Genomic DNA, 25,650 nt, shown 5'->3' with positions numbered 1-25,650 from the left:
GTCTTCAACAAGCATTGACAATAAGCGGGGCGGAGCCGGTCTCCGGCCCTTCCGTTTTCTTCCGGGGGAGGGAAGAACATGGCCGATGATGGCCCGGCTGCCGGCACGCTCACCCGTGTCCGCAGGTTTTTCGATATCAACAAATATGGGCTGCTGGTCTGCGCGCTGATCGCGACCGCGGCACAGTTCCTTGCCGAGCATTACGGTGCGCCGGCCATGCTGATGGCGCTTCTGATCGGTATCGCCTTTCATTTTCTCACCGAAGATCCGCGCATGGCCGCCGGCATCGACCTGACGGCGAAGAAGGTGCTGCGCTTCGGCGTCGCCATCTTGGGCGCGCGCATCAGCGCCGACATGCTGATCGGGCTCGGCTGGCAGATGGTCCTGCTGCTGGTGTTGGCGGTTGCGGGGACCATCCTCTTCGGCGTGGCAGTGGCGCGGCTGATGGGGCGGAACTGGCATTTCGGCGCGCTTTCCGGCGGCTCCGTTGCCATTTGCGGCGCGTCTGCCGCCATGGCGATTGCCGCCATCCTGCCGAAGGACAAGGATTCGGAGCGCAATCTGATCTTCGTCGTCATGGGGGTCACGATCCTGAGCACGATCGCGATGATTTTCTATCCGATCCTGACCAGTATGCTCGCCTTCACCGATCTGCAATCGGGCACCTTTCTCGGCGGCACAATCCACGATGTCGCTCAGGTCGTCGGCGCCGGCTTTTCCGTCTCGGTTCCCGCCGGCGAGATGGCGACGCTGGTGAAGCTGATCCGAGTGACGATGCTGGCGCCGGTCATTCTCGTGCTCTCGCTCGTCATTCGCAACCAGATGTCGGGAGAAGTGTCGGAGGCGGGCCGTCCGCCGCTCTTGCCGCTCTTCGTGATCGCCTTTCTGGTGCTGGCGGCGGCGAACACATTCGGCCTCGTTCCCGAGGCCCTTGGCCGTCTGCTTGCCGAAATCTCCCGCTGGGCGCTTCTGTTTGCCGTTGCGGCGGTGGGCATGAAGACCTCGCTCAAAAGCATGCTGCAGGTCGGCGGTCAGGCCATCCTGCTGATTGTTCTGGAAACCCTGTTCATCGGCACAATCGTTCTGGTGGGCACTATCGTGATCGTGAGGTGAATGCATGAAACCGCTTGAGAAGATCATGGCTGCTGCAAAGCGGCTCAACAAGAAGATCGTGCTTCCGGAAGCCGACGATCCGCGCATTCTCGAGGCGGCCTGCAAGGCGGCCGGGATGGGGCTTGCGCGGATTGTTCTTGTCGGCAACCGCGAGAAGATCGCCGCCCGCTGCAAACAGCTGGGACTGAGCCTGCCGGAGGCGATCGAAACCGAAGACCCACAGATTTCGCCGCTTCTGTCCGAGCTCATCGCGCTCTATTTCAAGCTGCGCAAGCACAAGGGCATTACCGAGGAAGACGCAGCGCGGATCGCGCGCGAACCGCATGTCTTCGCCGCGCTGATGGTCAAGGCCGGCCATGCCGACGGCACGGTCGGCGGCGCGCATCATTCCACGGCCGACATGGTGCGCACGGCAATCCAGGTGATCGGACCGGCGCCCGGCACGCGTCTCGTCTCGAGCTTCTTCCTGATGCTGATGGAGGCCGATCACCACCCGAAGAAGGGCGCCTTCATCTTCTGCGATCCCGCCCTCGTGGTTGACCCCAATCCGGGCGAACTGAGCAAGATCGCGATTGCCGCCGCTCACTCCTACGATGTCCTGACGGGAGAAACGCCGAGGATCGCGATGCTCTCCTTTGCAACCCGCGGCAGCGCCTCGCACCCCTCGGTCGACAAGGTGGAGGCGGCGGTCAAGCTGCTGAAGCTCAACCGTCCCGACCTTCTGGTTGACGGGCCGATCCAGTTCGACGCAGCCTTCGTGCCCGAGATTGCCAGGGCCAAGGGCGCCGGCGAACCGCTTGGCGGCGAAGCCAATATCTTCATCTTTCCCAATCTCGAGGCCGGCAATATCGGCTACAAGATCGCCGAGCGTATCGGCTGCGCCACGGCCGTCGGCCCGGTGCTTCAGGGCCTGGCAAAGCCCGCCAACGATCTTTCGCGAGGCTGCTCGGCCGCAGATGTGCTGGACATGATCGCGGTGACGGCCTGCCAGGTGGATGCGCACCTATGAGGCCGGCGGGCACGGCAGATTGGAGGCCGCTGCGGCCGGGGCCGGCCTATGCCTGAACTTGCCTTTTCCCTGCCCGTCTATATCGGCTTTGCGCTGATCCTTTCGGTCGGCGCCTTCTTTCGCGGCTTTGCCGGTTTCGGCATGGCATTGGTTGCCATGCCGCTGCTCATTCTTCTGGTGCCGCCGCAAAGCGCCATCCTGGCGCTGATGGTGGTCCAGATCGTGCTTAGCAGTTTCGACATGAGGGAATGCATGGGCTTTGCCGATCGCAGGGCCGTCTCCGTTCTCGCCATCGCCGCCCTGTTCGGCACGCCGGTCGGGCTGATCGCGATCGGCTTCGCGCCGCTTTACATGGCGCAGATCATCATCGGCGTGATCGCCGGCGTGGCTGCGCTTGTCCTGTTCTTCAGGTTTTCGCTGAAGTCCAACATGGGGACGGTCTCGACCGCTCTGGTCGGTTTCTTTTCAGGTCTTTTCGGCGGACTTGCGGCCGCGCCGGGGCCGCCCGTCGTCGCCTATTTCATCGCGCGGGACATCTCCCCGCGCGGAAAGCGGGCCTCGATGATCCTGCTGTTTGCGATTATGGCTGTGTTCGCGCTGCTGACGGCCGCTGCGCGCGGCACGCTCAGCTTCGATGTCATTCTGCTCGGATTGTTTTCCTCACCCGTCTGTTACGCCGGATCGGCTTTCGGGGCGGCCTGTTTTCGTCGCGGCTCGGATGACGGCTACCGCGTGCTTGCCCTTGCGGCCATGGAGTTCTCGGCGCTGTTCAGCATTGTGCTGGGGCTTTTCAGCGCGTTTGAAGGCTAGTCGATTTCAAAGTTCGGTCTTTTCATCGGAAGCGGGTCGCTCGAGCCGGCCATGTTCGAACAGGCCCGGATAGGCGACGCCGATCTTCGCATGCAGGCCTTGCCACCATTTGCGGTTGGCCGGGCAGTTGATCGGGTGCTCGAGGTCTGCCAAGCCGTTGACCCGTTTCTTGCCGGGGTGCTGGCGGGCGAACGTCATCAGCGGACCGAGAAAGAACGAACGCGTCGTCAGGAACGGCCGATTCGACCAACTGATACAGTCGGACCGGGTCAGGAACAGCTCGTCCTCAAGCCTTTTGAGGTAGCGGTTGCCGTTTTCCGGGGTTCTCGGCATGGCGAAGGATTCATGCACCCTGAACCGCGCCGCGCCCGGCCGCAGATAACCGCGCAGCGTTTTTCTGAGCGGCTCATCCGGTTTCCAGTAGCGCAGGAAGCGCTTGGAGAGCGCCTCGTTGCGGCCGGAAAGCTGAAAGGCGGTCATCTCGTGAGCGTCAAACAGCGCGAAAGCGCGCATCATCAGATCGCGCGCGCTGGCTTTTTCGACCAGCGTGTTGTCGCCCTCGACGATGACGATGCGTTCGGTGGACAAAACCTCGCCGCAACGGGCAAGCCCCTCCTGGATGCCGAGATTACGGTCTGTCGCGACCGGCTCGAAACCAAAGGTGCGGGCGATCTCCATCTCTTCCGCGCTACCCTCCTGGCAGACGACCTTCCGCTCGGAAAAGAGATCGCTGACAGGCCTGAGGGAGCGAAGGGTGCGCTCCAGCGTTTTCGGCGATTTCCAGGTGAGGACGGACAGGCCGACTTCCGGAAGTCTGCCCTCGGGCCTGTTCGAAAGAGAAGACATGGTATCGGCGTCCGATGAGATGGATCCGGCGCGGGCAGGAATGATCGGCTTGGCGGGCATGGCGCATGGCCTCCCCGCCAGCCTTATCGCCACAGGATTTCAAGAACCTCGTAGGCGCGGGAGCCGCCTGGCGCGTTGACCTCGATCGAATCGCCGACCTCTTTGCCGATCAGCGCGCGCGAGATCGGCGAGGAAATGGAGATCCGGCCTTCCTTCACATCGGCTTCCTGGTCGCCGACGATCTGGTAGATCTTTTCTTCTTCCGTGTCCTCGTCGACGAGCTTCACGGTCGCGCCGAAACGAACCTTGTCACCGGTCATCTTCGCCGGATCAACGACCTCGGCGCGGGTGGTGATGTCCTCAAGTTCGCTGATGCGGCCCTCATTGTAGCTCTGGGCTTCCTTGGCGGCGTGATACTCGGCGTTTTCGGACAGGTCGCCATGGGCGCGCGCCTCCGAAATCGCCTGAATGATGCGCGGACGTTCCTCCTGCTGGCGCCAGCGCAGTTCTTCCCTGAGCTTGTCGGCGCCGGCCCTGGTCATCGGTACTTTTTCGACCATATTCTTGTCCTTTGGTCATTGGCGAAGCGGCAGACGGGGCCCTTGTCAGGCCCCGTTTCGCGCCGCCGCCTCTTCGTGTTCTTTCGTTTGGTCGTGAGACAAACAGCCCTCCACTTAGGAACTCCCGGGCCGTTTTGCCACACAAAAAGAAACAGGTTCCGAAGCGTTGACCCCGGAACCAGTTTCAAACCTGACGCAGTTTATAGCAGAATCGGCGACGCCATTTCCAGACAAATCGGCAATGCCCGCCGGAGACAAGAGGTCCTGAATGAAGCGGCTACTGGTCGTTTGCGGTTTCGCCGGTCAGCTCTTGTGCTCGACGAGGGCGAAGAAGGCGCCCTGCGGATCGACGCATTGCGCGATCATGTCGCCGCCGGGAACCGCCATGGGGCCGTTGACCACCTGGCCGCCGCCCGACCTGACCCGTTCGACGGCAGCCTCGATCGCGTCGACATTGATATAGAAAGCCCAGGCAGGCTGAGGCATCTGCGGCGGCCTGGTGATCATTCCGCCGATATCTTCATCGTCGGAACCAAAGATGTAATAGGTGCCCATGGGGCCGACATCATGGGCGGACCGTTCCTTCCAGCCGAACATTTCGCCGTAGAAGGCCATGGCCTTCGCGCCGTCGCCGGCGTAAAGCTCGCGCCAGCCGAATGTGCCGGGCGCGCCCGGTTCGGGGCAGGGCGGCATGGGGCCTTCCGGCATGATCGTCGTCATCAGGCAGATTGCGGCGCCTTCGGGGTCGCGCATCACCGAGAAGCGCCCGATGCCGGGAATGTCGTGCGGCGGCATCAGCGTCGTGCTGCCCTTTTTCACGAATTCCTCGGTCTTGGCGTCGACATCCTCGACATCGATATAGCCGAGCCAGTGCGGCGGGACGTTCTCCTCGCACATCTCGTCCGTCAGCGCCATCATGCCGGCAAGGCCCATCTCGAGGCCGGGCACGTTGAAAAGCGTGTAATCGATGCCGGGCATGCCGCTGTCCTTGGCCTGCCAGCCGGCGACGCTGCAATAGAAGTCCGAGGCGGCCCTGGTGTCCGTCGTCAGAAGTTCGTACCAGATGAATTGTCCCTGCATCATATCCTCCTTCGGCACTGAAAGGCCGTTGCGCCATTTAAGTTGATATCAACGTAATACTGGAACGTCAAGCCGAATTGGTTATCCCCGGAATGTGGCATGGCAAGGTGACCGCTCGATTACACCCTGAAGGCAAACGGACTTCCGTTTCTCGCTTCCTCAATTTCCCGGCACGACCGAGAAAGGGGATATACCGTTTCACCCCAGGAAAGCGGCCAGCCGGTCGAAATTCTGCTCGTTGGCCGCTTTCAGCAGGTGCCGGATCGCTTCGGTTTCTTCCGTCTTTTTGAAAAGCATGCGCCAGGACAGGCGCGCGCCGCTACCCGCATCTTCGAAACGCATCTCCAGCGTGAAGACATGGACCGGCTCAAGGTGAACGGCGCGGATGTAGGCGCCGTCGACGATATCGTCGAAGCGCCAGCGATTGTGGAAGTCCGTTCCGTTGGATGCCGTCATGGTGATCAGCCATTGCCCGCCGGGGGCCAGATCGAAGGCCGTGATCCGGTTGGTGAAACCGTGCGGCCCCCACCAGCGCGCAAGCATCGCCGGTTCGGCGAAGGCTGCGTAGAGCGTCTGCCGGTCGACGGCAAAGTCCCGTTCATTGATGATCTCGATCGCGTCGGCCATGCTTGTCCCTCCCTGTCTCACATGACGAAAAGGCGGGTTTGCGACCCGCCTTTTCACCCAGTGTGATCAGATCTCCGAAAATCAGGCGTAGCTTTGCAGCGGCCGGACTTCGAGCTGGCCCTGCTTCAGCGCCTTGATCGCCTGCGCGGCGGCCAGCGCGCCGGACATGGTGGTGTAATAGGGCACTTTCTGGGTCAGCGCCGCGCGGCGCAGCGATTTCGAATCCGATATCGTCTTGTCGTTGCTCGTCGTGTTGAAGACAAGCTGGACCTGGCGGTTGCGGATCGCGTCTTCGATATGCGGACGGCCTTCGCGGACCTTGTTGATCTTCGTCGCCTCGATGCCGTTTTCAACAAGGAAATCGCGGGTGCCGCCGGTCGCCATTACCGAAAAGCCCTGCTCGACCAGAAGCCTGACGGCGGGCAGCACGCGCTCCTTGTCTTCCTGCTTGACGGAGACGAAGACGCAGCCATCGCGCGGCAGGTCGACGCTGGCGCCGAGCTGCGACTTGGCGAAGGCGATGGCAAAATCCCTGTCGAGGCCGATGACCTCGCCGGTCGAGCGCATTTCCGGCCCGAGCAGCGTATCGACACCGGGGAACTTGGCGAAGGGGAAGACGGCTTCCTTGACCGCGATATGGTTCAGCTTGCGCGGGTTCGGCCGATCGCCATAGGAGTCTATGACGTCGAAAAGCTTCTCGCCGGCCATGACGCGGGCGGCGATCTTGGCGATCGGCGCGCCGATGGTCTTGGCCACGAAGGGCACGGTGCGCGAGGCGCGCGGATTGACCTCGAGGATGTAGACCACGCCGTCCTTGATGGCGAACTGCACGTTCATCAGGCCCTTGACGTTGAGCCCCAGCGCCAAAGCGCGGCTCTGTTCCTCAAGCTCGTCCATGATCGCCGGCGAAAGCGAATGCGGGGGCAGCGCGCAGGCGCTGTCGCCGGAGTGGATGCCGGCTTCCTCGATATGCTCCATGATGCCGGCGATGAACACGTCCTTGCCGTCGGACAGGCAGTCGACGTCGACCTCGATGGCGTTCGTCAAATAGCTGTCGAACAGAAGCGGGTTCTTGCCGAGCATGGTGTTGATCTGCCCGGTCTTGTCGTTCGGGTAGCGCTGCTTGATGTCCTCGGTGACGAGTTCCGGCACGACTTCCAGCAGGTAATGCGAGAGGCCGGCATCATTGTGGACGATCTCCATGGCGCGGCCGCCAAGTACGTAGGATGGGCGGACGACCAGCGGATAGCCGATTTCGGCCGCCACCAGACGCGCCTGCTCGACCGAATAGGCGATGCCGTTGTTCGGCTGGTTGAGATCGAGCTTGATCAGGAGTTTCTGGAACCGGTCGCGGTCTTCGGCAAGGTCGATCATGTCGGGCGCGGTGCCGAGGATCGGGATGCCGTTCTTCTCGAGCGCTTCGGCCAGCTTCAGCGGGGTCTGGCCGCCGAACTGCACGATGACGCCGGCAAGCGTGCCCTTTTCCTGTTCGGCGCGCATGATTTCGATGACGTCTTCGGCCGTCAGCGGTTCGAAATAGAGACGGTCGGAGGTGTCGTAGTCGGTCGAGACCGTCTCCGGATTGCAGTTGATCATGATCGACTCGTAGCCGGCATCCTTCAGCGCGAAGGCCGCGTGGCAGCAGCAATAGTCGAACTCGATGCCCTGGCCGATACGGTTCGGGCCGCCGCCGAGGATGACGACCTTCTTTTTGTCCGAAATGCCGGCTTCCGAGCGGGCAGCGCCGTCGAAGGGGGTTTCGTAGGTGGAATACATATAGGCCGTCGGCGAGGCGAACTCGGCCGCGCAGGTGTCGATGCGCTTGTAGACCGGGCGCACGCCGAGCCTGTTCCTGAGCTGGGCCACTTCCTTCGGCCGCGAGCCGGAAAGGCCGGCAAGCCGCTGGTCGGAAAAGCCCATGGACTTGAGCATGCGCAGGTTGTCGGCATCTTCCGGCAGGCCATGGACACGGATCTTTTCTTCCATGTCGACGATCGCCTTCATCTGCTCCAGGAACCAGGGGTCGATCTTCGAGTGCTCGTGGATTTCATCGAGGCTGACGCCAAGCCGCATCGCCTGGGCGACCATGCGCAGCCGATCCGGCGTGCCGGTGCCGATCGCGGCGCGGATGGCATTGCTCGGTTCGCCGTTCTCGATGCCGGGGATCTCGATCTCGTCGAGGCCGGTCAGGCCGCGCTCAAGGCCGCGGAGCGCCTTCTGCAGTGATTCCTGGAAGGTGCGGCCGATCGCCATCACCTCGCCGACCGATTTCATCGCGGTCGTCAGCGTGTTTTCGGCGCCCGGGAATTTTTCGAAGGCGAAGCGCGGGATCTTGGTGACGACATAGTCGATCGAGGGCTCGAAGGAGGCCGGCGTCGCGCCGCCGGTGATGTCGTTTTCCAGCTCGTCCAGCGTGTAGCCGACGGCAAGCTTGGCTGCGACCTTGGCGATCGGGAAGCCGGTTGCCTTGGACGCCAGCGCCGAGGAGCGCGACACGCGCGGGTTCATTTCGATGACGACGAGGCGGCCATCGGCGGGGTTGACGGCGAACTGCACGTTCGAGCCGCCGGTCTCCACGCCGATCTCGCGCAGAACCGCCAGCGAGGCGTTGCGCATGATCTGGTATTCCTTGTCGGTCAGCGTGAGCGCCGGGGCGACGGTGATCGAATCGCCGGTATGCACGCCCATCGGATCGACGTTCTCGATCGAGCAGATGATGATGCAGTTGTCCGCCTTGTCGCGGACCACTTCCATCTCATATTCCTTCCAGCCGAGCACGGATTCTTCGATCAGCACTTCCGTCGTCGGCGAGGCATCGAGGCCGCGTTCCACGATCTCGAAGAATTCCGAGCGGTTATAGGCAATGCCGCCGCCGGTGCCGCCGAGCGTAAAGGACGGACGGATGATCGCCGGCAGGCCGATCGTGTCGAGCGCCTGGGCGGCAATCGCCATCGCGTGCGACATATAGCGCTGCTTGCGGTCGGTATTGCCAAGGTTCCACTGGTTTTCCAGCTCGTCGAGCGCTGCGTCCAGCGCGTCGCCCGAAAGCGCCTTCTTCAGTTCGGCGCGCTTGGCCTCGTGTTCCTGACGGTGCTTGTCCTTGATCTCGGTAGCGTTCGCCAGCATGGATTTCGGGGTTTCCAGCCCGATCTTGGCCATCGCCTCGCGAAACAGCGCCCGGTCCTCGGCCTTGTCGATCGCTTCCGGCTTGGCGCCGATCATCTCGACATTGTAGCGCTCCAGCACGCCCATGCGCCTGAGCGACAACGCGGTGTTGAGCGCGGTCTGCCCGCCCATCGTCGGCAGCAACGCGTCCGGGCGTTCCTTGGCGATGATCTTCGCGACGACTTCCGGCGTGATCGGCTCGACGTAAGTGGCGTCGGCAAGCTCCGGGTCGGTCATGATGGTGGCCGGATTGGAATTGACCAGAATGACCCGGTAACCCTCCTCCTTCAGCGCCTTGCAGGCCTGAGCGCCGGAATAGTCGAACTCGCAGGCCTGGCCGATGACGATCGGCCCCGCGCCGATGATGAGGATGGACTTGAGGTCTTGGCGCTTTGGCATGTGTGCTATCCGTCGTTCTATTTCTGCATCAAAAACCGACACGGAGAACCGGGCCGGGTGCGGGACGTCAGAAGGTTTAGGCTAGGAGGGCCTTATAGGGAAGTTGCGGGGCGAACGGAACCCCGAAAATGAGCCGATCACAAAGCCGTCAACTGCAATGTCTTGATGATAATCGTCAGGCCGGATGTGAACCTTTTCCGCACATGTTGCGTTATGCTCCCAAACGGGGAGTTAACAATGTTTGAATATCTGCCGCTTTTCGCTTTTCAGACCGTGTTCGCCGCCGCCGGGCTGACGATTCTCTATCGAATGGTGGGCGGTCGGCTTTCCGCCGCGCCGGCCTATTTGCAACGCAAGCCCTCCGCTCACGATCGCCGGGGGCCGTCCGCCCGGCAATGAGCCACAGCGGGAAACGCATGCTCTGCAAAAAGAGCGAGGCGCCCGTCTACCGGCCCGATGGCAGGATCAGCGTCGATCCGCCGTCAGGCGCGCGGCTTCGGCATCCGGCAACGCCGAACGGCTATAGGTGAAGGTTCCTTCGTTCAGCACTTCCTCGGCCGCCTGCCTGAGCGCGCCGAGCGCCGCCCGCGCAAAGGAGCCGCCGACGCTGACGCGACGGACGCCGGCCCGCGACAATGCGTCGACCGAAAAGACCGGGCCGCTGAGCCCCATGACGACATTCACCGGCTTGCTCACCGCGTCGCAGACTGTCTTGATGGCATCGAGATCGGGAAGCCCGGGCGCATAGAGCACGTCGGCGCCGGCCCGTTCGAAAGCCTGCAAGCGTTTGATGGTATCGTCGAGGTCTGGCCGCCCCCACAGAAAATTCTCCGCGCGCGCGGTCAGCAGAAAGGGCAGGTCCCTGACGGCTTCGGCGGCTGCGCGCACCCGCTCGACGGCCGGCTCGAAAGCGTAGATCGGGTCGTCGCTCCGGCCTGTCGCGTCCTCGATCGAGCCCCCCGCAAGACCCGTCGCGGCGGCAAGCCTGACGGTTTTCACGCAATCCTCCGGCAGGTCGCCAAAGCCGTTCTCCAGATCGGCGGATACCGGCAGGTCAGTTGCCTCGACAATGGCGCGGGCGTTTTCAAGAACCTCCGCGCGCGTCAGCGCCGCAGCCGAGTCTCGTTTTCCAAGCGAAAAGGCAAGCCCCGCGCTGGTCGTCGCCAGAGCGCCGAAGCCCAGGTTGGCAAGCATCTTCGCGCTTCCTGCATCCCACGGGTTAGGCATGACGAATGCGCCTTCCGCTTCATGCAGGGCTTTGAATGCCGCATATTTTTCGGTCTGGGAGGTCATGATTTCACACCCTTATGGAACATAAAGGGAACGATAGTCGATGTCGCGCGGCAGGGCAAGCGCGGCCAGCCTGTTCGTTTGCCGGATTGAACAAAGGTTCCGCTGGCGCGTTGCCTGAACAACACGGAGAGCAGAATGAGTTTTGAAAACCTGTCGCTTGTCTGGCTGGTGGCGATCTTTGCCGGCGCCGGTCTTATTATCCTCGCATGCGGCGTGCGGATCACCGATGTCGCCGACCGCATCGCCGACCGCACCGGTCTTGGCGAGGCGCTGATCGGGGGGCTGCTTCTGGGGGCAGCGACCTCGCTGTCGGGCACGGTGGTGTCGATCACGACGGCCTTCGAGGGCAGGGCATCGCTCAGCTTTTCAAACGCGGTCGGCGGCATTGCCGCGCAGACGGCGTTTCTGGCACTGGCCGACATGATCTATCGCCGCGTCAATCTGGAACATGCGGCGGCCGATCTTTCCAATCTCTTTCAGGGCGCGCTACTGGTGCTGCTGCTGTCCATTCCGCTGATCGCCTATGTTTCGCCGGACATCTCGTTTTTCGCGGTCAGCCCGTTCTCGCTCATCCTGTTCGGCATCTATATCGCCGGCGTTGTCGCCTCCAAGCGCGTGCGGGACGATCCGATGTGGCGGCCGGTCGGAACGCGCGAGACCCGCACGGACACGCCGGACGAAGAGCAGAAGGATGCGCGCGGCAATGTCGCGATCTTCGCCGTTTTCGGCGCGCTGATGCTGCTGATGGGCATTGCAGGCTATGCGATCTCGGGCGTTGCCGGCGTGCTGACGGACCGCTACGGCCTTTCCGCCTCGTTGGTCGGCGCGCTGATGACGGCAGTGGTGACCTCGCTGCCTGAACTGGTGACCACGCTTGCCGCGGTGAGGCGCGGGGCGCTGCAACTGGCCGTCGGCGGCATTATCGGCGGCAACACCTTCGACACGCTGTTTCTCACGCTCTCCGATGTCGCCTATCGCGACGGCTCGCTTTACCACGCCATCAACAAGGATGACTTGGTCTGGCTTTCTGTCGGCCTTTCGGCAACGGCGATCCTGCTGCTGGGGCTGATCGTGCGGCAGAAGGCGGGGCCGGGCCGGATCGGCTTCGAGAGCGCCGGCATTCTTGCTCTTTATGCAGGGGCGGTGGCGTTGACCGTTTCCTGAGGTCCGAGCGTTCTCGAATGCGGGCGGCGATCCGTATCGCTCGGTCCTGCGTAGACACTTGTATCCCGTCCCGCCCGAAGCCATCTAGACCGGATCGCCCGGCCTCTTTCAGGAGTTTCCCATGCTTTTGGTTCATTATCTCGAAGATTCCCGCGCCCACCGTATATTGTGGCTGCTGGAGGAGCTCGGGGTCGAATACGAGATCAAGACCTACAAGCGCGGCGAGGACATGAGCGCGCCGGAAAGCCTGAAGAAGGTGCATCCGCTCGGCAAATCGCCGGTGATCGAGGATGACGGCACGATCATTGCCGAAAGTGCGGCCATCGTCGAATATCTGATCGACAAATACGGCGCCGACAGCGGGCTTCGTCCGGCGCCCGGAACCGATGCGGCGCTGCGTTACCGCTATTGGCTGCATTATTCCGAAGGCTCGGCCATGCCGATCCTGGTGATGAAGCTCGTGTTCCAGAAGATCCCGGAGCAGGGGCCGAAATTGATCCGCCCGCTGATGAACGCGATTTCCAACGGCGTGATGAAAAAGCTCACCGACCCGCAGTTGAAGACCCATGGCGCCTTCTGGGAAGAAGAACTTCAGCGCGACGGCTGGTTTGCTGGACCGGACTTCACCGCTGCCGACATCATGATGAGCTTCCCGGTGGAGGTCGGCATGGAGCGCATCCCCTTCGACCAGCGCCCGCAGGCACTCCTCGACTACCTCGTCGCCATCCACGCCCGCCCGGCCTACCGCCAAGCCCTGCAGCGCGGCGGGGCCTATCGCTACGGCGGCAATCCGATTTCGTGATGGCCTCTCATAGCGCGCAGTGATGCGCGGACTTGTGATGGAATGTGAAGAATTTCAGGGCCGGTTTGCGCCTCTTTGGTCGCTCACCGTACTGGCAATTGCCTAAAAATCAGGCTAGAGAGACTGGCCGCCGGAGCCCCGCTATTGTCTGGCCCCGGCGTGTCAGCCTCTGGTGAAATCATGTCTGTCACAATGCCTCCTGCGTCCGCAGCCGGTCATTCGTGGTTGTCCCATTTCCGGGAAACCTTTGCTCTTGGAATTCCGCTCATCGGCGCACAGCTTGCCCAGCAGGGCATCAATGCCACCGATATTTTCATTCTTGGACAGTTAAGCGCGCTGGATCTTGCGGCCGCAGTCCTTGCAACCCAGTATTACTTTACGATCTTCATCTTCGGCATGGGGCTTGCCATCGCGGTAATGCCCATGGTCGCGCAGGCCTATGGCCGCGGTGATGAAGTCGCCGTGCGCCGCTCCATGCGCATGGGCATGTGGGCTTCGATCATTTACAGCGTCTTGTCCCTGCCGTTGTTTTTCCGGGCCGAACCGATCCTTCTGGCGCTCGGCCAGGAGCCGGATGTGGCGGCCAGGGCGGCGCAGTATCTTTTTGTCGTCGGTTTCGCGCTGTTCCCGGCGCTGCTGTTCCAGGTCCTGCGTTCGCTGGTGAGCGCGACAGGGCACGCGCGGGTGGTGCTGTGGGTTTCGATGCTGACGCTGGTCGTCAACGCCGTGGTCGCCTATGGGTTGGTCCTCGGCGGCTTCGGGATGCCGCAGATCGGCATTCGCGGCGCGGCGATCGCGACCTTTGTCGGTCAGGCGTTTGGCTTCCTGTATCTGGTCGCCTATATCGGCCGCGACGCGATGCTTGCCCGCTATGCGCTCTTCGTCCGCTTTTGGAAGCCGGACTGGCAGGCGCTGAAGGAGGTGGTCCTGCTTGGCCTGCCGATCGGGATTTCCGTTCTGGCGGAAGTATCGATGTTCACCATTTCGTCGGTTCTGATGGGCCAGTTCGGCACTGTGCCGCTGGCCGCCCACGGCATCGCCATTCAGTTGTCCTCGATCACCTTCATGGTGCCGCTGGGCTTGTCCCAGGCGGCCACGGTGCGCGTCGGCGTGTTCCACGGCGCAAACGACCGGGCCAATGTAAAGCGGGCCTCCGCCATCGTCATGGTGGTGGCGATCGGCTTTGCCGTTGCAAGCGGGCTGGCCTTTGCGTTCGCGCCGCGCGCGCTGTCGTCGCTGTTCATCGATGTCAGCCTGCCGGACGCTGCGGCGGTCGTCGCCTATGCCGCGCCCTTGATCGTCATCGCGGCGCTGTTCCAGTTGCTCGACACGGCCCAGGTGATCGTGAACGGGCTGCTGCGCGGCCTGAAAGATACCCGTATCCCCATGGTGCTGGTGCTGATTGCCTACTGGATCATCGGCCTGCCGGTCGCCTGGCTGCTCGCCTTTCCCGCCGGCCTCGGGGGGAAAGGCATCTGGACCGGTTTTCTCTGCGGCCTGGGGGCTGCGGCGGTGATGCTCAGCATCCGCTACTGGCGTTTGCTGAAAAAGGCGGAAGGTTAGGCTGAACGGGCCTTTTTTCTTTCGTTTTCGCTAAAACAGGCCGATAGTGACAGGGCCGGCGCAGGCCGGACCTGTCACCGCAGGCGGGAGGAACGACGATGCGCAACGACATCATTTTCGGGGCGATCCTGCCCTGGCTGACCTATCTTCTGGCCAAGCACTACGATTATTCGACGGTCCATGCCCTTGCGCTCGGCTCGGTCTTTCCGATCGGGGTGATTGTCGTGGCCTATGTCCGCAGCAATCGGCTGGCGGCGATCGGCGTGATTACCCTGGCCGCCACCGTGGCCTCGCTGGTCGCCAGCCTTTATTTCAACAGTCCTTATCTGGCGTTGCTGAAGACCTCGCTGATCACCGGCTTCATCGGCCTCGTCTTCGCCGGTTCGCTGCTCGTGCCGCGCCCGCTGGTGTTTCATTTTGCCACCGAGGGGGAGGGAGAGGACCGCAAGCGCCTCAACCGGCTCTATGCCGCCTCGGCCGACTATCGTGCGCTGATGCGCTTCATGACGCTTGCCTGGGCGGCGGTGCTGATCGGGGAGGCCTCGCTCCGCGCGCTGCTCATACCGCTGCTCCCGGTCAGCGTCTTTATGGTGGTTTCGGAGGCGATGTGGATTACCGTTTTCGCGCTGATGATGGCGTGGAGCTGGCGTTATGGCGGGCGAAAGGGCAAGGCGATCGCCGATGCGGAGGCGGCTCGCGAAAAGCATTCCTTTTCACGCCATCCACACAAAAAGGGGCCGCATCACGCGACCCCATGAAGGTTTTGTCCTGGCAATGCCGATGCTCAGGCGCGCTCTTCCAGAAGCGTCTCGCCCTTCGTCTCGCGCACCAGATTGATGAAGCGGCGGAAGAGGTAGTGGCTGTCCTGCGGGCCCGGAGAGGCTTCCGGGTGATGCTGGACGGAAAACACCGGCTTGCCGGCAAGCGAGATGCCGCAATTGGAGCCGTCGAACAGCGAGACATGGGTTTCGGTGACGCCGTCCGGCAGCGAGGCCGAATCGACTGCAAAGCCGTGGTTCATCGAAACGATCTCGACCTTGCCGGTGGTGTAGTCCTTCACCGGATGGTTCGCGCCGTGGTGGCCCTGGTGCATCTTCAAGGTCTTTCCGCCGAGCGCCAGCGCCAGCATCTGGTGACCGAGGCAGATGCCGAACACCGGCAGGCCGCTGTCGATGAGGGCGCGGATCACCGGCACGGCATATTCGCCGGTCGCCGCCGGGTCACCGGGACCGTTGGAGAGAAACACGCCGTCGGGCGAGAGCGCCAGAATGTCTTCCGCCGAGGTCTTGGCCGGAACCACGGTGACCTTGCAGGACAGGCCGGCGAAGAGGCGCAGGATGTTGCGCTTCACGCCGTAATCGATGCAGACGATGTGATATTTCGCGTCCGTCTCGGCAAGCGCGCCATACCCCTCGTTCCAGACCCAGGGCGTCTCGTCCCATTTGGAGGACTGGCCGGAGGTGGCGACCACGGCAAGGTCAAGCCCTTCGAGCCCGCCCCAGGCTTTTGCCTCCGCCTTCAGCGCATCGAGATCGAAATTGCCGTCGGGATCATGCGCGATCACCGCGTTCGGCGCGCCGTGCTCGCGAATCCAGGCCGTCAGGGCGCGCGTGTCGATGCCGGAAAGGCCGATAATGCCGCGCGCCTTCAGCCAGGCATCGAGATGGCCGGCGGAACGGTAGTTCGAGGGCTGGGTGATGTCGGCCTTGAAGATCGTGCCCACGGCCCCGCGGCGGGCCGCCGGCGTCAGGTCCTCGATATCCTCGCCATTGGCGCCGATATTGCCGATATGGGGGAAGGTGAAGGTCACGATCTGCCCGAGATAGGACGGATCGGTGAGGATTTCCTGATAACCGGTCAGCGCCGTGTTGAAGCAGACTTCCGCCTGCACGCGGCCCGTTGCGCCGATACCCTTGCCGAAAATCGTCGTCCCGTCGGCCAGAACCAGAACGGCCGTCGGCTTTTCAGTCATCCATGCGGAGGAGGTCGTCATCTTAATCCTTGTCGTGTTCCTCGCCGGCCTCACGGCCGATTGAACGAGGCCTGCCCTGCGCTTATATATGACCCGCACGAGCGGGCTCACTCTTCGCTCCGGCGATAAGCCGGTGGTCAGAGAGACGGGCAGACCTTTTTTTGATGCGGTCGCGGGAAAATAGTCAAACGCTGCTTGCGGGTCAATTGCTCTCGGTGCAGACTTGTGGCATCTGCTCAAATTATATGACGAGCCCGTTTTTTAATTTGATCGCAGTCCTCGTTTTCGGTAAACGCCGCCGCTTGTCGACATGTGTCGGCGAAGGTTCTCAAAAAAACTGGCGTTGCCAGGAGTAGGTTGATGTTGCGCGACAAACTCGCACTTGCACTCAAAGATAGCTCGAAAGCCGACGATCCGGTCCGTTTTTGCACGCTGCGGCTGGTTCATGCCGCCATCAAGGATCGTGATCTTGCCCATCGCGCCAGCGGGAAGGACCCCGTCAGCGACGATGATATCGGTCAGATCCTGTTGAAGATGCTGAAGCAGCGCAAGGAATCGTCCCGTCTTTACGAAGAGAAGGGCCGTCATGATCTTGCCGCCCAGGAGCGCGAGGAAATGGCCGTGATCCGCGAATTCCTGCCGGCGCAATTGCCGGAGGAGAAGATCCGCGAGGTCTGCGCCTCCGTCGTCGAGGAGACCGGCGCCCAGGGCCTGCGCGACATGGGCAAGTGCATCGAGACGCTGAAGGACCGCTATTCCGGCCAGATGGATTTTTCCAAGGCCTCCGGCGTTGTCAAGGAAATGCTGAAATAATCACCACGCTCGAGGGCTGTGGAAATCTTCCGTGGATATGTGGGATAACTCTCTTCGGCGGCGATAGACGGAAGCGTCGCGCCGTAAGGTGATTGTCCCGCAGGCTGGCGGCATTGCCGGCGCAAACGAGGGCGAGATGCGCTTTCCGTCATCATTTCTGGATGAAATCCGAGACCGTGTGCCGATTTCGAATGTGATCGGTCAGCGGGTGACGTGGGACCGCAAGAAGACCAATGCGGGCCGCGGCGATTTCTGGGCCTGCTGCCCTTTCCATGGCGAGAAGACCCCGAGCTTTCACTGCGAGGACCGCAAGGGCCGCTATCATTGTTTCGGCTGCGGGGTCTCCGGCGACCATTTCCGCTTCCTGACCGATCTCGACGGCATGAATTTTCCCGAAGCCGTGCAGCGGATCGCCGATATGGCCGGCGTGCCGATGCCGGAAATCGATCCGCAGGCGCAAAAGCGAGAGGAAAAACGCCGCACGCTGATCGATGTGATGGAGCTTGCGGCCACATTCTTTCAGGACCGGTTGCAATCGGGCGACGGGGCGAAAGCCAGGGCCTATCTGCGCGAACGCGGGCTCTCCGCCCGCACGATCGACACGTTCCGCCTCGGCTATGCGCCGGAAAGCCGCAATGCACTGAAGGAATTCCTGGCCGCCAAGGGCGTCGAAAGGCAGGAGATCGAGGCCTGCGGCCTTGTCGTCCACGGGCCGGATATCGCCGTTTCCTATGACCGCTTTCGCGACCGGATCATGTTTCCGATCCTTTCTTCGCGCGAGAAGGTGATCGCCTTCGGCGGTCGTGCCATGCGTCCGGATGCGCTGGCGAAATATCTCAATTCCAACGAGACCGAGCTGTTCCACAAGGGCAATGTTCTGTTCAACTTCGCCCGGGCGCGGCGCGCGCTTTCCGGCGCGGACGGCGCCGGCACGGTGATCGCCGTTGAGGGCTATATGGACGTGATCGCGCTGCATCAGGCCGGCATCGAGAACGCGGTCGCGCCGCTCGGCACGGCGCTGACGGAAAACCAGTTGCAGCTTCTCTGGCGCATGACCAGCGAGCCTGTTCTGTGTTTTGACGGCGACAGTGCCGGCCAGCGTGCAGCCGAACGCGCCTCCGGCGTCGCGCTGCCATTGCTGAAGCCCGGCCATTCGCTGAAATTCGCCTATCTACCGGAGGGCAAGGACCCGGATGATCTGGTGCGCGAGGGCGGGCGGCAGGCCTTCGAGCAGATCATGCGCCAGGCGCGTCCGCTCGCCGACACCGTGTTCGAGCGCGAGGCGGGCAGTGATGACAACGCGACGCCCGAACGGCGCGCGGCGATCGAGGCGCGGATCAACCAGCTGGTGCAGACCATCGGCGACGAGAATGTGCGCCGCCACTACCAGCAGGATTTCCGCAACCGGCTTTTCCAGCGTTTTCGCGGCGGCAGCCCGCGCGGCGGCGATTTCGCTCGAGGCAAGGGGCGGGGCAGGGGCTTCGAGGCGCCGAAAGGCGGCGGTTTCTCGCCCTCCGAACGGCTGTCGCGCTCGCCGCTTGCGAGCGTTCGCCCGGCGGGCGCGACGCTCACTTTTCGCGAATGCCAACTTGTTTTCTGCCTTCTGACCCACCCGGAACTGGCGCGCGAGGATTTTGACAGCATCGCCGCGCTGTCCTTCGACGCAGCCGAGATGCGCGCCTTCTGGCCGGTCTTTCTCGCCGAAGCCTCGCGCCCGGACGCGGGCCGGGAGAAGCTTTACCAGAGGTTGGAAGACCAGGGCTTCGCGCCGCTGATCGACCAGCTGAAGAGCCATGTCAGCCGTAATGTCAGCTGGATCGCCGGACCGGATGCCGCCCTTGAGGATGTGCGCGAGGTCTATCGTCAGGCGCTTTCGCTGCACAATCGCGCCCGCTCGCTGGCCCGGCAGAAGGCGGAGCTCGAGCGCGAACTGGGCGAAGCGACGGAGGAGGGCAATCTGGAGCTTCTGGAGGAACTGATGCCGGCGCTGATTTCGGTGCAGAACGAAATCAGCCGGATCGATAACCAGGAGGCGGAGATTGAGGGTTTCGGGCTGATGTCGGGGCGCGGCGGGCGTTCCGGCGCGACGGGGTAGTCTTGGCGGTTTGACCGGACATAAGGATTCTTGGGCGCGCAAAGCGGCGGCACCTTGTATTTCCTTAACTTCGTTCTAAATGTAGTTTCGCGGGCCGTCAGGAAGGCTGCATCGGTCCGGACATCGCAAGAAGCGTCACGCGGGTGGCTTTTGGAGCGCATTTACGATATGAAATCGCGCGATCCCCGTTTTGACGCTTGACGGATGGCGAAAATCTGGGAATCACCAGTTTGAATGGCACTACGCAGCGCAATTTCATGATCTGGACAGTGTTCACCCGGGGTGACAGGCTCCGCGATGGTGAATTCTGTCCTGTTCATGGTTGAAGTTTTGAAGCCGGCTGGAACGGTCCTCTAAAAAGGTCCTTAATCATTTGCCGGTAATGCCGCTCTAGAAATTACGGCATAAGCGTCAGGGAAACAAAATCTATGGCAACAAAAGTCAAGGAAAACGAAGAAGCCGAAACCGAACGCGAAGGCGGTACCGACGGCCCTCTTCTGGACCTTTCCGATGATGCCGTCAAGAAGATGATCAAGGCCGCCAAGAAGCGCGGCTTCGTGACCATGGACGAGCTGAACTCCGTCCTGCCCTCCTCCGAAGTGACCTCCGAGCAGATCGAGGACACGATGGCGATGCTGTCCGACATGGGCATCAACGTGATCGAGGATGAGGACGAGGTCGACAGCGATAACGACAGCGACAATTCTTCCGACGACGACGGCAATTCCGACAGCGATAGCACGGAAGTGGCGACGACGACGGGCACGGCCGTCGCCCAGACGAAGAAGAAGGAACCGACCGACCGGACCGATGATCCGGTGCGCATGTATCTGCGCGAAATGGGTTCGGTCGAGCTTCTGTCGCGCGAGGGCGAGATCGCCATTGCCAAGCGGATCGAGAGCGGCCGCGAGACGATGATCGCCGGCCTTTGCGAAAGCCCGCTGACCTTCCAGGCGCTGATCATCTGGCGCGACGAGCTGAACGAAGGCACGACGCTTCTGCGCGAGATCATTGATCTGGAAACCACCTATTCCGGTCCCGAGGCCAAGGCTGCGCCGCAGTTCCAGAGCCCGGAAAAGATCGAGGCCGACCGCAAGAAGGCCGAGGAAAAGGAACAGGCCCGCAAGAAGCGCTCCGACGATGTCACCGATGTCGGCGGCGAGGGCGTGCAGCCGGAGGAAGACGACGAGGAAGAGGACGAATCCAACCTGTCGCTGGCCGCCATGGAGGCGGAACTGCGCCCGCAGGTGATGGAAACGCTCGACCTGATCGCCGAGACCTATACCAAGCTCAGAAAGCTGCAGGACCAGCAGGTTGAAGCCCGTCTGGCGGCCACCGGCACGCTGACCAACGCCCAGGAGCGCCGCTACAAGGAGTTGAAGGAAGGTCTGATCACGGCGGTCAAGTCGCTGTCGCTCAACCAGAACCGTATCGACCTTCTGGTCGAGCAGCTCTACGACATCAACAAGCGTCTCGTTGAAAACGAGGGCAAGCTTCTGCGCATGGCGACCCATCGCGGCGTCAAGCGCGACGACTTCCTCGAGCATTATCACGGCGCCGAGCTCGATCCGAACTGGATGAAGTCGATCGGCAATCTTTCCGGCAAGGGCTGGAAGGAGTTTGCCAGCCAGGACGGCGCCGATATCAAGGTGCTGAGAAGCGAGATCCAGAGCCTTGCGACCGAAACCGGCATCTCGATCGCCGAGTTCCGCCGCATCGTCCACATGGTCAAGAAGGGTGAGCGCGAGGCGCGCATCGCCAAGAAGGAGATGGTCGAAGCCAATCTTCGTCTGGTGATCTCGATCGCGAAGAAATACACCAATCGCGGCCTGCAGTTCCTCGACCTCATCCAGGAAGGCAATATCGGCCTGATGAAGGCGGTCGACAAGTTCGAGTATCGCCGCGGCTACAAGTTCTCGACCTATGCGACATGGTGGATCCGTCAGGCGATCACCCGTTCGATCGCCGACCAGGCCCGCACGATCCGTATTCCGGTGCACATGATCGAGACGATCAACAAGATCGTCCGCACTTCGCGCCAGATGCTGCACGAGATCGGCCGGGAACCCACGCCGGAGGAGCTTTCCGAAAAGCTCTCCATGCCGCTCGAAAAGGTCCGCAAGGTGCTGAAGATCGCCAAGGAGCCGATCTCGCTCGAAACCCCCGTGGGTGACGAGGAGGATTCGCATCTCGGCGATTTCATCGAGGACAAGAACGCGCTGCTGCCGATCGACGCGGCCATTCAGGCGAACCTGCGCGAGACCACGACCCGTGTTCTCGCCTCGCTCACCCCGCGCGAGGAACGCGTGCTGCGCATGCGCTTCGGCATCGGCATGAACACCGACCACACGCTGGAGGAAGTCGGCCAGCAGTTCTCGGTCACCCGCGAACGTATCCGCCAGATCGAGGCGAAGGCGCTCAGGAAACTGAAGCACCCGAGCCGCAGCCGCAAGCTGAGGAGCTTCCTCGATAGCTGATCAGGCAGACGTCTTTCTGAGAATAATGAGAACCCGGTCGAAAGGCCGGGTTCAGCTTATTGACAAACCACACTTCACCCTCATCCGTCATGCCGGCCTTGAGCCGGCATCCAGGGCCGATTAGCGAGAACTCTCGCGTTTAAGGCACTGTTACAAAAAGAGTTTTTCTGGCCGTGGATCCCGGCTCAAGGGCACTGCTGTCCGGTTTAGCCATCAGTCGGGTTTTCTTTTTGGTCTCTATCCCTCCAACTGCGTCATGCTCGGGCTTGACCCGAGCATCCAGGCGGTTCAAATCATTGAATTCAGGATGGCTTTTGCAGCTGCTTGTCGTGCTGCCTGGATCCTCGGGTCAAGCCCGAGGATGACGCCCGTAGCGGGGCGGGTTTGTCAACAAGGTAAACGCGACCGAAAGGCCGGGTTTTTCGCACGCAACCGTCCCGCGTTGGTGCGAAAATGGTCGCTCCACAGCGGCACGGAGCAGAACAATGGATAGCCTCGCCAGAATTCTCGACCTGGTGATTTTGATTGGCAAGCCCGCGCTTGTCTATCTTACCTTCGCCGGCGTTCTCTTGAAGGGGGCAGGGACATAGGGCAAGGACCGGAACGCGCGACATTCGCATGTCCGGCAAGCGCCGAAAGGCATTCCCCGCATGGGGGCATGCCCAGCGGCGAAAACGAGAGCTCCCCCGTGCGTGCGGAAAGCCCAAAAGCCCAGGCGCCGCTCCTCGAAGCGCCTGTGCGTATCGTGCAGGCCGAAGGCAGGGCCTTCAGCGCAGAGCCCGACGCAACGGCCGGAGAAACTTATTCCGTAACCTGCAGGTTGACCGCTTTCGGGCCCTTGCCGCGACGGTCCGGCTCGGTGTCGTAGCTGACTTTCTGGTTTTCCGTCAGTCCGGTCAGGCCGGAAGACTGCACGGCGGAGATGTGGACAAAGATGTCCGCACCGCCATTGTCCGGCTTGATGAAGCCGTAGCCTTTGTCGGTATTGAAAAATTTCACGGTGCCAGTTTCGGCCATACTTCAAGGTCCTTTTCTCACCGCCCCGCTTGCACGAAAATGGGCGGATATTCCAATGCTCGTTTTGCCCTTATGGACAGCGCAGGCGTTTCTCGAATTTTGAGGAAAGGTACCTTTATTACCGCGGCTTCGGACGGCCTGAACACGACTACAGGCCAAATCCTTCAAAGGCCGCCCGGAAAGTTAGCGTTTCCGGCGCGCATGAGATTATATGGTCTTCCCGTGCTCGCAAAATGCCCGAACGCAATCAGAATGCGGTGTTTACACGAATTTGGCAAGCGAAACTTTGACGTTTGATGGAGAAGGACCCTTCAACGGGCTCCGAACCTGTATTTGTTCGGACAATTCGAAGCGCTGCCAAGAACAGCGTTCACGGATATACTGAGGCGAACTTCGCGCCGCGCTGTGCAAAGATGACCGGGAAGAGCGGGCGCGCCTTACCCGGCTCTAGCTTTTTGGCCTGAAGCTGGTGTAGGGGAGAAAAACGGCGAAGCCCCGATGAGAACGAGCGCGCCGACGGTGCGCGATACGATTTTGAGATTTCCGGGAGATGCCCATGCGTCACAGATTGTCGTTTCGGATTGCCGCCTTCGTCCTTGCCCTCGGCTTCGTTCCGGCCGGCGCGTTCGAATATCGCCAGATTGATGACTGGGCCGTCAGCTGTGACAATGCCTATGTCTGCACGATCTCGCTCAATCCGCCGTCGCCGCAGGACGGAAATGCCGATCTGGCCGCGATCCAGTGGCACAGAAGCGCCGACCCTTCCGCGCCGCTGACGCTCAGCCTGCCCTTTCCGCCCGGCTTCTTCCAGAAGGGCGATAGCAAAGGCGCCTTCCGCATCAGCATCGATGGCATCGAGGCCTATTCCGTCGGCATTGCGGATCTCGCGAAGGACGAGGCGGTGGGCACGTTCGGCGTTGCCGATCCCGCGGCGCTGGCGGTGCTGTTTGCCAAGATGACGGCGGGCAAGAGCGCGACGATCGCCTATAGCGGCGGTCTTGGCGATTTTTCCTCGACCATCACGCTTGCCGGCCTTTCCGACGGCGCCCGCTTCGTCGATGATCTTCAGGGCCGCAAGGGTCGGACCGACGCGCTGGTGGAAAAGGGCGACGCCGCGCCGCCGGAGAGCGTCAGCGTCTGGTCGATCGACAGCTACAAGCAGCTGCCGCCGTCGATCCTCAGGAATCTCAGCGACGAGAACAGCGTCTGCTACACGGACGAAGCCCATCTCGATCAGGCCGACGCTTTCGGTTTCAATGCCGGCGCCAGCACGATCATGCTTTTGCCCTGCGGGCCGTCCGGGGCCTATAACCAGCCCTACCAGCTCTATGTCGGCAAGGACCAGGAATTTCACCGGGCCGAGTTCCCGAATGTCAGCGAGGCCGGCATCACCGTTCTCGACACGGTCTACAACGTCAATTTCGATCTCGACAACCGCAAGCTCTCATCGGTCTATCTCGGACGCGGGCTCGGCGATTGCGGCCTGGCGCATTACTGGAGCCTCGATGAACAGGCGACCGGCAATCCGCTCGTGCTCACCCATGAGCGGGCCAAGAGCGCCTGCGACGGCAAGGATGTCGGCGCGGCCAACTGGCCGGTCACCTGGCAGTCGACGCTCGGGCGGCATGGAGACGCGGCGGACAAGGTCAAGAAGGCCGATGACGCCGGCAACGCCTCCGAGGCGAAATAGCATCGTCGTTCAGGGACGGTAGACCCGGAGCAACTGCCCGTTCGCCTCGTCGGTCGTCAGCAGCACCGCGCCGTCGGGCGCGACCTTCACGTCGCGCAGCCGGCCGAAGCGGTCTTCGAACAGACGGTGTTCCGCCGTCGGCACGCCGTTCTCGTCGAGCGCGACATGGGCAAGCAACCGGTCCTTCAGCGCGGTGACGAGAAAGTCGCCGTCCCATTCGGGAAACATGTCGCCGCGATAGACGACAATGGCCCCGGGCGCGATCGAGGGGTCCCAGTAATAGAGCGGCTGTTCCAGGCCCTCGGCATGGGTGCCCTTGCCGATTTCTGCCCCGGAATAATGCACCCCGTAGGAGATTTCCGGCCAGCCGTAATTGGCGCCGGCCTCGGGAATGTTGATCTCGTCGCCGCCGCGCGCGCCATGCTCGACGGTATAGAGAGTGCCCGTTTCCGGGTCGATGGCGATCCCCTGCGGATTGCGGTGGCCGATGGACCAGATTTCAGCCAGAGCGTCGCCATCGCCGGCAAAGGGGTTGCCGGCCGGCACGCTGCCGTCGGGGCGGATGCGCAGGATCGAGCCGGCATGATCGCCGGCGTTCTGGGCGCGGTCGCTCTCGCCCCGGTCGCCGATGCCGAAATAGAGGTTTCCGTCGTTGTCTATGGCGATGCGCGAGCCGAAATGGCGGTTGGTGCCGGTAAAACGGTTCATGACGAAGATTCGCTCGACAGCGCTCACTTCCGCTGTCGTGCGATCAAGCGTTGCGCGGAAGACCGCGGTGCCCTGGCCGCCGTTTCCGGAAACCGAGGCGGTGAAATAGATCATGCCGTTGGCGGCAAAATCCGGATCGAGCGCCAGATCAAGAAGGCCGCCCTGACCGGCAGCATAGATATCCGGAAGGCCGGAGACCTGGCGAATGGTGCCGTCCGGGTCGATGATGTTCAGCCGGCCGGGTCGTTCGCTCACAAGGTAGCCGCCTTCGTCAAAAGGCTCGACCGACCATGGGTTGGCAAGTCCCGAAGCGATTTCCTCGACGGCATGCGGCGGTGTTTCGGCGCTGGCGGAAGCGGTCGACAGTATCAGCCCGGCAAGCGCCGCTGTCATCACGGACTTGGATAAGGAAAAAATCACGGGTGGCCTCCTGCGGCAAATCTGCGT

General features: G+C 62.1%; 21 protein-coding genes. 12 read left to right on the top strand and 9 right to left on the bottom strand.

All coding sequences use genetic code 11. The features are described from left to right. Positions 1-78: 78 nt before the first annotated feature. From FF124_RS07780 to FF124_RS07770, 3 genes are read left to right on the top strand one after another with little or no spacing between them, the layout of a single operon-like run. Positions 79-1,113 (top strand): YeiH family protein, encoded by a 1,035-nt coding sequence (locus FF124_RS07780; RefSeq protein ID WP_138747932.1) that lies wholly within the window; start codon positions 79-81, stop codon positions 1,111-1,113. Between the two features lie 4 nt (positions 1,114-1,117). Continuing rightward, the gene (pta, locus tag FF124_RS07775; protein ID WP_138747931.1) at positions 1,118-2,122 is read left to right on the top strand and encodes a phosphate acetyltransferase; all 1,005 of its coding nucleotides are present in this window, start codon (positions 1,118-1,120) and stop codon (positions 2,120-2,122) included. A gap of 48 nt (positions 2,123-2,170) precedes the next feature. After that, complete coding sequence (locus tag FF124_RS07770; RefSeq protein WP_138747930.1) at positions 2,171-2,932, top strand: sulfite exporter TauE/SafE family protein; 762 nt, start codon at positions 2,171-2,173, stop codon at positions 2,930-2,932. Between the two features lie 6 nt (positions 2,933-2,938). On the opposite strand, the gene FF124_RS07765 is transcribed toward FF124_RS07770, so the two are convergent. From FF124_RS07765 to carB, 5 genes are all read right to left on the bottom strand, one after another. Continuing rightward, positions 2,939-3,838: a glycosyltransferase family 2 protein gene (locus FF124_RS07765; protein ID WP_138747929.1), complete on the bottom strand. Its 900-nt coding sequence runs from the start codon at positions 3,836-3,838 to the stop codon at positions 2,939-2,941. A 23-nt stretch (positions 3,839-3,861) separates the two neighbouring features. Beyond that, positions 3,862-4,338, bottom strand: a complete 477-nt coding sequence (gene greA / locus FF124_RS07760; RefSeq protein ID WP_138747928.1) for a transcription elongation factor GreA — start codon at positions 4,336-4,338, stop codon at positions 3,862-3,864. Positions 4,339-4,641: 303 nt separating this feature from the next. After that, complete coding sequence (locus FF124_RS07755) at positions 4,642-5,418, bottom strand: VOC family protein (RefSeq protein ID WP_138747927.1); 777 nt, start codon at positions 5,416-5,418, stop codon at positions 4,642-4,644. Positions 5,419-5,616: 198 nt separating this feature from the next. Beyond that, on the bottom strand, positions 5,617-6,045 hold the full coding sequence (locus FF124_RS07750) for an SRPBCC domain-containing protein (RefSeq protein ID WP_138747926.1): 429 nt from the start codon (positions 6,043-6,045) through the stop codon (positions 5,617-5,619). 81 nt (positions 6,046-6,126) lie between these two features. Continuing rightward, positions 6,127-9,609, bottom strand: a complete 3,483-nt coding sequence (gene carB, locus FF124_RS07745; RefSeq protein WP_138747925.1) for a carbamoyl-phosphate synthase large subunit — start codon at positions 9,607-9,609, stop codon at positions 6,127-6,129. 237 nt (positions 9,610-9,846) lie between these two features. Between carB and FF124_RS20525 the strand changes: the two genes are divergently transcribed. Next, on the top strand, positions 9,847-10,008 hold the full coding sequence (locus FF124_RS20525; protein WP_187326860.1) for a hypothetical protein: 162 nt from the start codon (positions 9,847-9,849) through the stop codon (positions 10,006-10,008). Positions 10,009-10,074: 66 nt separating this feature from the next. Here the strand turns inward: FF124_RS20525 and FF124_RS07740 are convergent, their stop codons facing one another. Continuing rightward, a complete protein-coding gene (locus FF124_RS07740; RefSeq protein WP_138747924.1) occupies positions 10,075-10,902 on the bottom strand; it encodes an isocitrate lyase/PEP mutase family protein in 828 nt (275 codons plus the stop codon). 135 nt (positions 10,903-11,037) lie between these two features. Between FF124_RS07740 and FF124_RS07735 the strand changes: the two genes are divergently transcribed. The 4 genes from FF124_RS07735 to FF124_RS07720 all read left to right on the top strand — a co-directional run bounded on the left by FF124_RS07735 (position 11,038) and on the right by FF124_RS07720 (position 15,189). Next, positions 11,038-12,066 (top strand): sodium:calcium antiporter, encoded by a 1,029-nt coding sequence (locus FF124_RS07735; protein ID WP_138747923.1) that lies wholly within the window; start codon positions 11,038-11,040, stop codon positions 12,064-12,066. Between the two features lie 121 nt (positions 12,067-12,187). Then, on the top strand, positions 12,188-12,868 hold the full coding sequence (locus FF124_RS07730; protein ID WP_138747922.1) for a glutathione S-transferase: 681 nt from the start codon (positions 12,188-12,190) through the stop codon (positions 12,866-12,868). A gap of 180 nt (positions 12,869-13,048) precedes the next feature. Beyond that, complete coding sequence (locus FF124_RS07725) at positions 13,049-14,431, top strand: MATE family efflux transporter (RefSeq protein ID WP_138747921.1); 1,383 nt, start codon at positions 13,049-13,051, stop codon at positions 14,429-14,431. Positions 14,432-14,529: 98 nt separating this feature from the next. Beyond that, the gene (locus FF124_RS07720; RefSeq protein ID WP_138747920.1) at positions 14,530-15,189 is read left to right on the top strand and encodes a VC0807 family protein; all 660 of its coding nucleotides are present in this window, start codon (positions 14,530-14,532) and stop codon (positions 15,187-15,189) included. Between the two features lie 26 nt (positions 15,190-15,215). Here the strand turns inward: FF124_RS07720 and carA are convergent, their stop codons facing one another. Further along, entirely contained in the window at positions 15,216-16,424 is a 1,209-nt protein-coding gene (gene carA, locus FF124_RS07715; RefSeq protein WP_138747919.1) for a glutamine-hydrolyzing carbamoyl-phosphate synthase small subunit, read from the bottom strand. A gap of 339 nt (positions 16,425-16,763) precedes the next feature. On the opposite strand from carA, the gene FF124_RS07710 reads away from it, so the two are divergent. The 3 genes from FF124_RS07710 (at position 16,764) to rpoD (ending at position 21,788) form a co-directional block, all read left to right on the top strand. Continuing rightward, on the top strand, positions 16,764-17,216 hold the full coding sequence (locus FF124_RS07710; protein WP_036237095.1) for a GatB/YqeY domain-containing protein: 453 nt from the start codon (positions 16,764-16,766) through the stop codon (positions 17,214-17,216). A gap of 136 nt (positions 17,217-17,352) precedes the next feature. After that, positions 17,353-19,311, top strand: coding sequence for a DNA primase (gene dnaG / locus FF124_RS07705; protein ID WP_138748191.1), 1,959 nt, complete (start codon positions 17,353-17,355; stop codon positions 19,309-19,311). A gap of 428 nt (positions 19,312-19,739) precedes the next feature. Beyond that, positions 19,740-21,788 (top strand): RNA polymerase sigma factor RpoD, encoded by a 2,049-nt coding sequence (gene rpoD, locus FF124_RS07700; RefSeq protein ID WP_138747918.1) that lies wholly within the window; start codon positions 19,740-19,742, stop codon positions 21,786-21,788. Positions 21,789-22,589: 801 nt separating this feature from the next. On the opposite strand, the gene FF124_RS07695 is transcribed toward rpoD, so the two are convergent. Next, a complete protein-coding gene (locus FF124_RS07695) occupies positions 22,590-22,805 on the bottom strand; it encodes a cold-shock protein (RefSeq protein WP_024708202.1) in 216 nt (71 codons plus the stop codon). 556 nt (positions 22,806-23,361) lie between these two features. Here FF124_RS07695 and FF124_RS07690 point away from each other — a divergent pair. Next, positions 23,362-24,495, top strand: a complete 1,134-nt coding sequence (locus FF124_RS07690) for a DUF1176 domain-containing protein (protein ID WP_187326859.1) — start codon at positions 23,362-23,364, stop codon at positions 24,493-24,495. Between the two features lie 9 nt (positions 24,496-24,504). Here FF124_RS07690 and FF124_RS07685 read toward each other — a convergent pair whose 3' ends face one another. Beyond that, a complete protein-coding gene (locus FF124_RS07685; protein WP_246072289.1) occupies positions 24,505-25,623 on the bottom strand; it encodes a PQQ-dependent sugar dehydrogenase in 1,119 nt (372 codons plus the stop codon). Positions 25,624-25,650 lie beyond the last annotated feature (27 nt).

The sequence above is a fragment of the Martelella lutilitoris genome (genome assembly GCF_005924265.1).
In the GTDB taxonomy this organism is placed as follows: Bacteria; Pseudomonadota; Alphaproteobacteria; order Rhizobiales; family Rhizobiaceae; genus Martelella; species Martelella lutilitoris.
The sequence above is the reverse complement of the archived record's forward strand: the minus strand, read 5'-3'. Positions and strand labels throughout refer to the sequence as shown.